Here is a 13,575-nt window from a genome sequence, read left to right on the forward strand (position 1 = left end):
AGCAGATAAATTGGAAGCATAATGATGACTCCCCCCATAAGCACGCAGAAAAAAAGCTGCGTTTTCATCTTCTTTCCAAGAAGAATGAAAAGCACCCCGTATTGTCTCCAACTTTTTATTTTGCGTAGTCATATCCATCAAACCAGCATGAAACAAAGCATTGGGCAAAAGAAGATACGTTGGCAATTGAGGAACAACAGCTCTAATACCTAGCTCCGGCTGAACATCAAGCGGCATGGGAGGATTAGAGGAAGGATCCAAAGCATCAGAGGACGTAGAAGGCTTTGGTTCAACTGATTCAGAAGGAAGAGCAGCAGAATCTGTAGATGAAGGAGATACCGGAACAGATGGTTCAGATGGCAAAGCCTCATCGGTAGAAGTTTCAACCGGAACAAACGATTCCGGCGTAAGTTGCTCAGTAGAAGGATTCTCTGGAACAGTTGGTACAAAGGGAGTCTCAGAAGGCTTTGGTGCAACCGGTTCAGAAGGAAGAGCAGCAGAATCTGTAGATGAAGGAGATACCGGAACAGATGGTTCAGATGGCAAAGCCTCATCGGTAGAAGTTTCAACTGGAACAAACGATTCCGGCGTAGGTTGCTCAGTAGAAGAATTCTCTGGGACTATTGGTGCAGAGGGAGCCTCAGAAGGCTTTGGTGCAACCGGTTCAGAAGGAAGAACAACAGGATCAGAATCCCTAGATGAAGGAGTTTCCGGAACAGATGGTACAGAGGGAAGCTCAGACGGAACTGATGCAGAAGGAGTGAGGGCAGAATCCGTAGGGATAAATGTTTCAGACGATTCAGATCCTTCAGGAAAAGAAGATGTAGATGGTATAAGCGGAGGCTCAACAGAAGGAGATTGTTCAGAAGGGATCGTTTCTGCTTCAGATTGAGGGGGTAAAACTATAGATGTGGGCTTAGACGCAGTTTCAGAAGAATCCGATTTAGGATCAATATAAACACTTTCAATACGAAAATCCCAAAAATCTCCTTCCCCTGCAACCAATCTATTCTTTGAATTCTCTTTTCCAGAAGAAGAATTTGGTCCATAAGCACGAAGCTTATATTGATAAGGAAATCCATTTATTGCAGTATAATCACTCAAAAGTTTAAAGGAATCTTCCTCTGCTTCTCCAAAAACCTGAATAATCGAAACACTTTTATCACTTTCGTCAATCATCTTTTTATCTGAAGTTGTTTGAAATTTCTCCATTTCAATAAGCGTGGTTCCCAAGACATTCCCGTAGATAAAAATACGATCCGTTTGTTGAGGATCAAATGAACCATCATTATTCACAAATGTTCTCATCTTAATCCGAGTATTACCTGCTGCACCATATACGTACTCCTCATCTAATATTACTTGGTTTACTCCCCTTTTTTTCCCAATGTGCAACGTGTGATAACCAGAGTATTGATAATGATCAAAAACAATTGTACTATCCTCAAGGTCCACACCTGAAAGTGATGAGCCCATAGCATCTGGGGTCTGCAAATCTTGATATTTACTTTTGGTAAGATACCATTGAGAACCATTCTTTAAATGCAAATAAATATCAGAGGTATCCTTGATACGAGAGCCTCCTGTAAGTGTAGAGGAATTTGCTTCAACGAGAAGATAAGAATTATTTTCAGCTTTTAACAATAAATCGCCGGAAATGCTTGTCTTTTTTAAGTCAATTTTAACTTGAGCTCCATAAACATCATTTCCGGCACTATAACCAGAACTATAAATGGCGATACCATCTGGAACCGAAAAAGTCGTCTCTGACAAATGAACAAATGCTTCCCCCATAGCAATTCCTTGCTCGCTTGAAAGCGCTGAAGACGACATATAATCCCTTACCAAGTCAACCCGTACATCTGGATTTAATCCATAGAAATACAGACCATATACTCCCTTACCCTGAACAGAAATTTCCGAGTTTTCAATATTAATATTTGTCTTTGTAAACTCATTTGATGAAGCATATTCTTGAGCTAATTTACCGTTACCATCTGCATAACCTGCAAAATTCGTAATCAAGAAGCCATGCATATCAGTCAGCTGAATAGAACCAAAACGGAAATGAATATGACCATCTCGTGATATGTCAAAAGCTCCTGGAAATCTATCAATACTCTCACCATCAACTACAATCGTGTCTTTCTTGCCTTTGCCCTGAATATCCGTAGAAATAATAAAATATTTCCCCCCTAATTGTGTTGAAAACGCACTAATCTCATTAAAAACAACGTTACTGGCCACTATCCTAACGGATGCACCAAAACTACTGATGAATCCAATCCCTTTTGCATTCAAATTATCTGATACAATATTAATATCTAAATTCATTAAATGAATATATGTTTTTTCTCCTTCTGCACATAAAGCTTGCGAACTACCTTCAATCTTCCCTCCATCCATCATCACTAGCCCATTCTGAACACGAAAACCGGACATATCTTTAATATTTGAATTGGTTAGAACAAGCTTTCCACTATCTTTTACATGAGCACTATATAAAAATGACTGCTTTGGTTTATCCGCCGTAACTGTTATCTGAGATGCCTCAACAACTGTACCTTCTTTTTCTATATAAAGTGCTGAAATAATACCAAACCTAGGAGTCTGAGAGCTCTTTAAATTATAAGTTTTATTTTTAATCGTGTGTCTCTTACCATCACCGCATACATATACCCCCTCACTGTCATCACATTTTTTTCCAAAATTACTGGAATCCGCATTAACACTCAGGATTGGCAAAAAAGAAACAATAGCCGTTGTAATAAATAAAAATCGATACCCGTTTAATACATTAACCATAACTTTATTCCTAATTTGCCTTTCTCCCCCTTTATTTAAAAATATTTCCAATAACGCTAAATTAAACACACAAAAAACGAGAAGTATAAAACTTAAATATTCATTTTATACTTCTTACAACACTCTATAACTTATGTAAAAATTACTCTATATTGCATAAGCCTCTAAAAACGATAGCGTAAGCCTCCTGAAAAAATGGTCCCTGAAAATCCACCTTTGCTAAGACGATGCTGATAAGTTACATCTCCATGTAATGAAAAATTTGAAGATAACTGAGCTTTCAATCCCACTCCAGTTTCTAGAGAAAAACAAAAAGCGCCTAATCGGAATTCATCTCCAAACTGCACATGTTGTTTTCCTCCAAAACTATTGGTAAGATGAAGTCTCCCATTGATAGAAACAACATGTCCTTCTTCAGGAGCAGAAAGCGTCTTGCTCAAACGCTCACCAACACGCACCAGCCACTGATCAAGTTTTCCCATTTCAATATCAAAGCCATCGATATCAGACGCCTTATCAAATCGTAAATTTTGATCAACGACCTGAACCTGCGGATCCAAAATGAACCCCTTATGTCTTGTCATAAATGACTTACCGGCAATCACTGAAGCACTCAAAAGTGTTCCCTTCAGTGTTGTTGTCTTGCCTCTTGCTTGTATGAGAACATCCCCTTTAAAGAACCCATAGGAAAAAAGTCCATTAATATAAAACCCTGTATCATGCTGCATACTGCCGTATGCTGTAACAGACCATTTATCAAATGTACTTTTTTTGCTTTCTTCAACATCTTGAGGGTGTAGAGAAATTTTCCCATAGCTTCCCATTATTCCAAAGCTTAAGGTATGATGTGTATCTTCAATCGCATTGAGCAGCACACTTGCCTCTAGTGCGTTATAATTTAAATTTCCGCTATAACCATATTCAAGCTCAGACAAATCAGAAATATCACGATAACTCCCACCGTAACCTTGCGCAAAAAATGCAGGACTTTTACCATTTTCTCCTAAAGCCCCAGCAGTGGTACGCAATGTCTCCAGCTGTTTATTATAATTGTTCATATCCATCAAACCAGCCTGAAACAAAGCATTCGGCATCGATAGATAGGTTGGAACTTGTGGAACAACAGCTTTAACGCCCTCTTCAAGATAATGAGCAGAAACATCATGACTGGTAACAACATCCTTATGATGAGCATGGACATTTAAAGAACGCGTCACACGGCGATGAGAGGTATCATTTTTCAACTGAACGGTTTTCAATTGAGCAGTATGAGAAGAACGCTGAATATATTCATCTTCAAGTCGATAATCCCAAAAATCGCCGTTATATTTAATAGTTTTTCCTTTAGCTAATTTGTTTTCATCTTTTGCTTTTCCAAGAGAGGATGTTGGACCATAAGCACGAAGACGAGATTGATAAGGCACCCCTCTTACAGTGACATAACCAGCCGCCAGTTTAAAAGAATCTTCCGCTTCTTTTCCATAAACCTGAATAATTGAAACGCCCTTATTACCTCCTTGCGTATCCTTTTTACGCCCCCTTTCCTTCTTTCTTGGATTTACTGAGTTCTCTACGAGATATATTTTAGTTTTTCCATGAATATCACCGTAGATCATAAGTCGATCAGTATTCGCAACGTAAGCATAATCTAAGCCATGATCATCATCCAATCTCCCAATGCGAAGTGTATGATAATAACCACCTCTTGGTTTTTGAACAATAATAGAACTATCTATAACCCTTACAAAGGAAACAGATGAAGCATGCCACTTATTATTCTCTCTTGGCATCACCATCCATTGTGATTGATTAGATAACTCAACTTCAGCATAAAAGCCTTTCTCAACATGCGCTCCCTCTACAAAAAAAGACGCATCAGCTTCAACGGACACATGCGAATTAGCCTTAACATCTAAGAACCGATTAGCGAAGATACGTGATCCTTCTAACGCAGTAATATAAGGAAATTTTTTAGCACTATCGATAATAAATAGCTGCATCATTAGAAACTTTAAAGTTAGTCTTCTTGATCTGAATTCCCCCCAATGCCGCCACCATCTCTCCTTCTATATATCCCTCTTGTGAAGGGTTTCCCTTTAAATAAAACCCTCGAGTTTCACGTCCATTAAAAGCAATATCTGAATTCTTAAAAATAACGCCAGAATAACGCCAATCCCATAAACCATATAAAGGTTTACCATCCAATACGCCATATAGAGTCGCACCGCTAGGAATGAAGACGCCTTCTAAGCTCTCCATAACGAGACCATAGATATTTGAAACATTAATCTTACCATCCTTAACAAGAAAGAAACCGCCTTGCTTTACACCCCAAATGGCTTGATTAAAGCCATAATTATAAGCACTTATATTTTCATTATTGACCATGTTCTTGCCATTCCCAGTAATGGAGATGTTATCCAAAGCAATCTTCATGTTTTCTTGTGTAAAAACCTCTGATGGAATTATACTAGTGTTTTTTAACTCTAAAGCCCTCTTAATCCCAAAACACTCTTTTTCTTCCCTCTTAATGTTTATCTGATCAAACTTTTTTACATTCGTCACACCAGAAAAATTACTATCAGCAATATCTAAACGAGTACCATTTGCACCACCACGCTTCTCAAGAACATCAGATGAATAGGTCTTTAAAAGAGAACTACACGAAGACTCCTCCTGCGCATTCACCTCTATATTATTCACAAAGAACAAAATAAGCATTGTAAAAGCACATCAACATACATGACGTTTTAATACGTTAGTCATAATTCCCTCTAAATTCTCTTTAATTTCATCTTTATCGAAAACTGAAAAGACACATCGGGCACAGGTTGTTATTATTATGTGCTGCTAGAGTAATTCGTTTTGTATTATAAGTAAAGTTAAAAATCAGAAAATAAACACAATAAAGTTACATTTTGTTCTTACAATTTTCACAAAAGATGCATGAGGAAAATACAATTAAAAATGATAGCTGAATCCACCAGAAAAATGCGTTCCAGAAAAGCCGTCTTTCGTAAATTTATGCTTATAAAGCAGATCACTATGAAAAGTAATTTTTGGGGATAGTTGTGAATAAACACCAAATCCAGCTTCTAAAGAAGAACCAAAAGAACCAAGCTGGAAAGCATCTTTAAAATACACAAATTGTTTATCATCAAAATTACGAACGAAATGAAGCGTACCATAGAAGGAGAGAACTTGTGCCTCTTTCGTAAATGTCAGTGTTTTGATTAAATGTCCCCCAATACGTACCCCCCAATGATCTGGTCTTTGCATATCAATCTTAAAATTATCAATATCACGCGTGTTATGAAACTGAAGATTTTGATAAACAAACTGAACCTGAGGTTCAAAAATAAAACATCGGCAGCCTATCATAAATGTTTTACCAGCAGTTAGGGAAACACTTAAGGGCTTGCCTCTTAATGCCGCCGTTTTACCTCGCTCACGTGTAAGAACATTGCCATTAAACAAACCATAAGAGAAAAGACCATCTATATAAAGCCCCGTATCATGCAGCATAGTCCCATAGGCTGTGATTGTCCATTTGTCAAATATACTTTCTTGACTTTGTTTAACCTCTCGAGGCAGCAAAGAAAGCTTGCCATAATTTCCCATAATCCCAAAGGATGTTGTACTATACGCATTTTCGATTTTCTTGAGTAAAATACCTGCCTCTAGTGCATTATAATCAAGGTCGCTTCCATATCTATATTCAAGTGCAGACAAATTTGAAGTATAACGGTGATGTCCACCGTAACCGCGCAAAAACAAAGCGGGATTTTCATTAATTTTCAAAAGTCGACGAGAAAAATTTCGCAGCATTTGCATCTGCTTATTTTGATTACTGATATCCATCAATCCAGCATAAAATAAGGTATTTGGCACAAGGATATAAGTCAGAACCTGTGGAACAACGACTCTCGCATTTCGCTCTAAATGAGAAGAAAGATTAGAAACAGGGGGAGTAATAGAAGAACCAGATGCAGGAGGAGAAACAACAAAAGGGATTGGTGGAATAGATGGAGGAGCAGATGAACCAGACGCAGGAGGAGAAACAACAGAAGAGGTTGGTGGAATAGATGGAGGAGCAGATGAACCAGACGCAGGAGGAGAAACAACAGAAGGGGTTGGTGGAATAGATGGAGGAGCAGATGAACCAGACGCAGGAGAAGAAACAACAGAAGGCGTGGGAGGAACAGATGGTGAAACAGGAACAAGAGAAGGAGGATGATTTAGAGCATCCAGAAAAAAAGCATCAGATGTATCAGATGTATCAGATGTGCTCGTAAGATGGGAATCCTTATCAGGAGAATTTACAGGAGTAGAAAGACGTGGCTCTTGAGGCTTTGGCTGAGAATGAGAATCGATAGCCTCCTCTTTCCCTCCAATAACATTAGGATGTTTTTTAGGAAAAGAAGGAACCTCATCAGGAGCAGGAGGAACAACGGATTCAAGAACAGGAATAATTTCATTGGGATCGAGAGAGGGAGAATCAACGAACTTACTTTCAAGGCGGAAATCCCAAAATGTTCCAGTGTTTTTAAGCACTCTTTGATTGGAATCAGCTTCCCCTAAAGTAGAGCCTGGACCATAACTCTTAAGATGATACTGATAAGGGGAATCTTTAAGTGCAACATACCCCCCCTTTAACTGAAAAGAATCCTCAGCAGCTTGTCCATAAACCTGAATAATGGAAATCCCCTGATTATTACCACCCTCTCCCGTCAATGCTCCTGGACTTCCAGGAGCCTTATAAACATGGACTGTCGTTTTTCCTTCAAGCCCCCCATTGATTAAAAGCCGATCAGTTTTTTGCTTTTCAAGCTCTCCCCCTTGATCCAAATATGCATTAAGATAAAGATGTGCATTACCGTGCGCTTTATAGACAATCCCTGTTCCTTTTCCGATGAGAAGTGTCTGATAACCATTTGTTGTGTTAGACTTTAATTCTTCAAAAATCAGAGAACTATCCCTAAGTTCAACCGATGAAATAGAAGAAGTATCTTTTAACCTAGAAGGAGACACATCAGAGTTTTGTAATTGGCCATATTGGGGTTGCGATAAAATCCACTTTGAACCATTTTTTAACACGATCTTAGCTGTAGAACTTTCATCAACATATGCGCTTCCTACAAGGGTAGAAGCATCAGCCTCAATCTTGACATTGGAATGTTCAACAGCTTTCAGGAGTGAATCGCCAGAAACTGTTGAATGTTGTGAAAGCTTAACAGAACTTTCAAATTCGCGGCTATAAATAGCCGTACTTTCTGGAGTCATAACGGTTGTCTTAGTTAAATAGACAGCCCCTTTTCCTGGTATAATTGTTTTTGTCCCATCCAAGACAGCTTCCCAAAAAAAGTGCATACTATGAAATGCCTTCCCTCTCACAAAAACATTGGAATGTTTGATATGAGCAGCAGCATTATTATTCCCCTGCAATACAATGCCATGAGCATTGTTAACATTAACGTTACCTTTTTGAAAGTTAATCATGCCTTTTCCCTGAAGCATACTAAAAGCAGAGCCTTCACGATGATTGTCTTTATTTTTCGCCTGTTTCCCCTTTCCAGTGATAGAAACACCTTCTAAAGTAATTTCTCCATCTCCTCCTGTTTGAACGCCAATACCATCAGCAAAGTCAATCTTTCCCGCTTTCATATACATTTTTGCACCATTATGACTCAAAAGACCGATCGCATCAGAAGGCATCTTAATCTCTGTTTTGGTCAAAGAAACCAATGATTTTTCACCCGCAACACTGATCCCTATTCTGGTTGCTTTAATCACCCCGTCCTGCATCTCAAAAGCCCCATCCTCGTCAATATCGGCTCCTATCGACACATCATTTAACATGGAATAAAATAGAGCAACGCCTCCCCCTCTTGAGGCTTTTACACCTGTTGTCCAAGCACCTTTTTCTGAAGGACCATTGGCATGCGAAACACCGTTAATGATTATCGCCGTTCCCTCAATGAGCGTATTTTCCCCTGATGCCTCTAAGGCAGCTTCAGAACGTTCACCTGTGAGTTGATAAGTTTTCTTAGAAATTTCATGCGTTCGACCATCGTTACAGTGATAAAATGAAGCACTTTCGCTACATGAATATTGCTTCTTCTGAGAAGAAACTTCACCAGCATCAGCATTGTGTACAAAGAAAAAAATAACCGTTGTAAAACGCCATAAAGAGAGATGATTTTTGAGCATAATTTTCTAAAAACTTTCTTCCCCTTCCCTAAAAACAAAAAAAACACGCGTTCTATTGAATAACTTTGGTTTAGCGTGATAATTTAAAATACATTTTGTATTTTATATATCCACGACGCTCCTTATGTAAAGCTAGAATCTAAAAATATCACAATTTAAAATTGTATTATTTGTAAAAACGCGTAAAGATAGAGATAATACCCCTACACCCCAAAACAGTATCTCAAGAGAATTTTTTAAATTACACGAAAGGAGATTACATCTTGCCTCTCACTTTTGTGTTTATCGCATTCTTCAATAATAGAGTGACAACTATCACGAAGAACAAAATGCTCCAAACAGAACATAGGCATGTTGCCAATTCACATGTTTATTTAAAAGGTACATCTCTCAATGCACCTAAGCCCATTTCGCGATGGCATCCGTAAGTGGTATAATGGTCATAAATTCATTAAGCATCCCATCTTTACGCTTATAAATTAACCGATACCATCACCCACTTTGCCAATCCTAGAATGTTACAACTACCCTTGGCACTTGAAATGGTTCATAAGAGGCATTTTGTCTCCTTTCTTATCCAGTTTATCTACACACCTCTCCCCACTTATAATGTGGAAACGAATAGTTTTGATTGATTCAACGTGGAACAAATTTGAAAAGAGACAATCCCATGATATGTGTGTTTTTCATTCAAAATAAAAGACAATGAACTATTATATAAATCAGCTTCTTGCATGGAGGATGCAACGTTTTGATTTATAATGATAATCTAGCGTTATTCATATTAAATGAGAATCTCGAATATCGCAAGATTCTCTCATTTCAAACCTGCTTATCTTGAAACAATCAAAACCATTCCCTTGCACATCAAAAGCGAGATGAACGTGTGGATAAAATTTGAATAAGCAAGGAATAAAAATGGCTCTTATGAAGCCTCTCAAATGCAAGATCTATCACAACACCCACGGGCTAGCAAATATAACGATGGTGCCGGTGTGCTTCTTCACAAACGTAAAGATGGGAGTGCTCAATGGATTTACCGTTACACCCTTCACGAACGCCGTCGTGAAATGAGTTTGGGTGCGTTGCGAAACATTTCTTAAAAAAAAGCTCGTGAATTGGCAAACCAATGGCGTTCTGTTTTGCACGAGGGTCGTGCCCCCATTAAAGAACGCAATAAACAAAAGTATAAGGCAATGCATCATCTCCATTATTTAAAAGACATTGCTTTAGATGTTTTTGAAAGTCGTAAAGCTGAATTAAAAAATGATGGGAAAGATGGGCGTTGGTTTTCGCCTTTACAACTTCATATTCTTCCAAAATAAGGAAACAGTATAAAAAGAAAAAACTGGAAACCAGAAAGCTCTATCTCGTTTCTAAAAAGAAGTAAATTTACGCATACAAAAAACATTCTTTAAGAAATTTATTTTAAATAATTGCAAACAAAACAATAAAAAACCACAAGCAGTGCTTGTGGTTTTTTTAAATTTCCCCCAAAGGCAATTATCCTAAAAACGATAACGCAATCCACCAGAAAAACTGATTCCAGAAAAACCCCCTTTGCTCAAGTTATGCTGATAAACCAACTCACCATGAAACACGAATTTTTGAGACAAATGCGCATTAAGACCCAATCCAGCTTCTAAAGAAGAACCAAATGCCCCCAACTGGAAAGAATCTTTAAAGCGCACAGATCTCTCTTTGCCAAAATCATGAGCAAAATGAACCTTACCATAGAAAGAAACATCACGATCCTTTTCAGATGCAGCAAGAGTCTTCATCAAGCGGCCCCCAATACGCACCAGCCATTGATCAAGCTTATCCATCTCAATATTAAAATTATCGATATCACGGGTCTCATTAAACTGAAGATGTTGATAGACAACCTGAACTTGTGGATCCAAAACAACGCCTTCATATCCTGTGGTAATTTTCTGACCACTCATTAAGGAAAGACTTAAAGGATTACCCTTCAATGTTGCTGTCTTACCCCGTACCGTCGTCACAACATCTCCCTTAAACAAACCATAAGATAAAAGACCATCAATATAGAAACCTGTACCATGCTGCATACTGCCATAGACTGTAGCAGTCCATTTATCAAATGTACTTTTTTGACTTTGTACAACATCTTGAGGTTGTAGAGAAAGCTTTCCATAAGATCCCATAACCCCAAAGGATAGAGCACTGTCAACATTTTCAATTTTTTGAAGCAAAACACCAGCCTCTATGGCATAGTACCCTAGATCCCCTCCATAGCCATATTCAAGTGCTGATAAATCTGACGCATAACGATAATTTCCCCCATAACCACGCAAAAATGAAGCAGGATTTTCATGAATTTCCAACATTTCACGAGGATTAGCACGCTGTGCCTCCAACTGCTTGTTCTGATTGCTGATATCCATCAAGCCAACATGGAACAAACTATTCGGCAAGAGCAGATAGGTCGGAACTTGCGGAACAACAACCCTAACGCCTTGCCTAGAATGACGCTCACCACCTAAACCAAATTTAGAACCCTGAGTTCGTCTAAATGTAGCATTGGAATCAATAGATCCATTTTCGAGGCGGAAATCCCAAAAATCTCCTTCACCCTCGACTAATCTTTGAGACGCATTCGCTCTTCCTAATTCAGAGTTTGGACCATAAGCATGGAGCCTATATTGATAAGGTAGACCGTTCAATGCAATATAATCACCATCCAGCAAGAAAGAATCCTTCTCTGCTCTTCCAGAAACCTGAATAATCGAGATACCTTTATCATTTCCATAACGCTCCGTACCCCCTCCTGGACTTCCTGAAACACCATGCACATGGACTATCGTTTTTCCCGTAACATCACCATGGACTAAAAGACGATCCGTTTTTTGATTCTGAAGAACACCCCCCTTATTCAAATAGGTGTTGAGATAAAGATGTGCATTACCTTGTGCTTTATAAACCTCACCTGTTCCTCTCCCAACACGAAGTGTTTGATAGCCATCAACTATGTTCGTTTCTGGTTGTTCAAAAACAATAGAGCTATCAATAAGATGTATCAACGAAATTGATGAAACACCTATAGAGCTAGGAACTTGTAAATTTTTATTTTTTGGTTGCGATAAAATCCATTTTGAACGACCTTTCAAGCGAAATTCAGCAGAAGAACTTTCATCAACCCGTGTTCCCCCTACTAGAGTAGAAGCATCCACTGAAACCTTCACAAAAGAGCCATCCTCAACTTTCAGCAATAAATCTCCAGAAAGTTTAGAATTATCGAGCAGCCGTACAACACCACCGGATTTTCTGCTATAAATAGCCGCACTATTGGGAACTGTAAAAGAAGTTCTTGTTAATTCAACAACCCCTCGCACCGGTAAGTTCGTTTCTGGAAGACTTCCGAACATCTCTTTCTCACCCGTAAAAATATAAAAATAATAGGGATTTTCGTGATCCTTCATTTCCTCATTTCTGTTTCCTGGTCCCTCCAAAAAACGCAAACCATAAGACCTATTACTTTCTACTGAAACCGTAGAATCCACGATAGTTATAAACCTACCATTTCCATCGATATTATTCCCATGCATTGAAAAACCATGAGCATTGTCTAGATTCACTTTACCTTTCTCAAAATGGATAATCCCAGAACCAGACGCATGAAAAGCTAAATTTTCACTATGGTCATCTATACTGATCCTCTGACCACCTTTTTCGGTAATGGAAACGCTCTTTAAAACGACCTTTCCCCCACTTCTCACTTCAACGCCAATACCATTTGTAAAGTTAATCTCTCCTCTTTCTATAGTTACTTTTCCATTTTCATTTGCGACAACCCCATACTCCCAACAACTTTCTTTTGAACAAACAGCACTTGAAGCATCCTTAACAGTTATATCTTCCCCTACGAGAACCGTATTTCTTCCAGACGCCTGTATCGCAACAGTTTCATTCGTATCTTTATCAGTTTTTTGATACTTTTTATTGAAAAAAGAGTGACTTTGACCATCATTACACCGATAAAATACGCTACCCATATCACATGAAAATTGGTTAAGCTTATTTTGTACCTTACCATTAACACCAGAATGAGCTTGTGCTCCAGCATTAACAACAGTACTACCATTTTGAACAACAGCAGCATCTTGAACCTTAGCATCAACATGATGTGTCAAAAAAAGAAGTGCTGTCGTGAAAGTATATAAGGAGAAACGATTTTTGAATAGATTGACCATAATTCCACCATAATTTTGCCCCCCCTAACTCAGAGCAATACAAAACGTATCAAAAAAATTTAATACGTTTTGTTTAAATATGTTGAGTTTATTATTATTTTTTGTATTTTATGTAAACATGGAATTAAAGAATTACTAAAAAATACGCTCTGAATCCGTCGTTCTTACAAAGCGTTTATCAAAATAGAATTGAAAAACGAGAAACAATCATCTCTAAAATTGTTATTCAAAAACAGCATTAGAGGTTTACATGCATTTAAAATACCTACTTTAATGACTGCCTAATCAATCCCTAGAGCGGATATAGCCAACATATTTCGATCAAATATTATATTGAAACGATGAG

General features: G+C 38.1%; 3 protein-coding genes and 2 pseudogenes. 1 reads left to right on the top strand and 4 read right to left on the bottom strand.

Annotated features, from left to right (window positions below; all coding sequences use genetic code 11):
- The 3 genes and pseudogenes from B5V81_RS08360 to B5V81_RS08370 all read right to left on the bottom strand — a co-directional run.
- The coding region (locus B5V81_RS08360; RefSeq protein ID WP_500676361.1) for an autotransporter outer membrane beta-barrel domain-containing protein at nt 1-2,805 on the bottom strand (2,805 nt) is incomplete at its 3' end.
- A 164-nt stretch (nt 2,806-2,969) separates the two neighbouring features.
- Nucleotides 2,970-5,526, bottom strand: a pseudogene (locus B5V81_RS08365) (autotransporter outer membrane beta-barrel domain-containing protein).
- Nucleotides 5,527-5,766: 240 nt separating this feature from the next.
- Nucleotides 5,767-9,015, bottom strand: a complete 3,249-nt coding sequence (locus B5V81_RS08370; RefSeq protein ID WP_212113073.1) for an autotransporter outer membrane beta-barrel domain-containing protein — start codon at nt 9,013-9,015, stop codon at nt 5,767-5,769.
- Nucleotides 9,016-9,933: 918 nt separating this feature from the next.
- On the opposite strand from B5V81_RS08370, the pseudogene B5V81_RS08375 reads away from it, so the two are divergent.
- A pseudogene (locus B5V81_RS08375) lies at nt 9,934-10,337 on the top strand (Arm DNA-binding domain-containing protein); the annotation flags it as partial.
- A 186-nt stretch (nt 10,338-10,523) separates the two neighbouring features.
- Here the strand turns inward: B5V81_RS08375 and B5V81_RS08380 are convergent.
- On the bottom strand, nt 10,524-13,229 hold the full coding sequence (locus tag B5V81_RS08380; protein WP_212113074.1) for an autotransporter outer membrane beta-barrel domain-containing protein: 2,706 nt from the start codon (nt 13,227-13,229) through the stop codon (nt 10,524-10,526).
- Between the last annotated feature and the right edge of the window lie 346 nt (nt 13,230-13,575).

The organism is Bartonella queenslandensis (assembly GCF_018155095.1).
Lineage (GTDB): Bacteria > Pseudomonadota > Alphaproteobacteria > Rhizobiales > Rhizobiaceae > Bartonella > Bartonella queenslandensis_B.

What these genes read in the sequence shown, in the direction of transcription:
- B5V81_RS08370 (WP_212113073.1), bottom strand. Translation starts at nt 9,015, where the DNA reads ATGCTCAAAAATCATCTCTCTTTATGGCGTTTTACAACGGTTATTTTT.
- B5V81_RS08380 (WP_212113074.1), bottom strand. Translation starts at nt 13,229, where the DNA reads ATGGTCAATCTATTCAAAAATCGTTTCTCCTTATATACTTTCACGACA.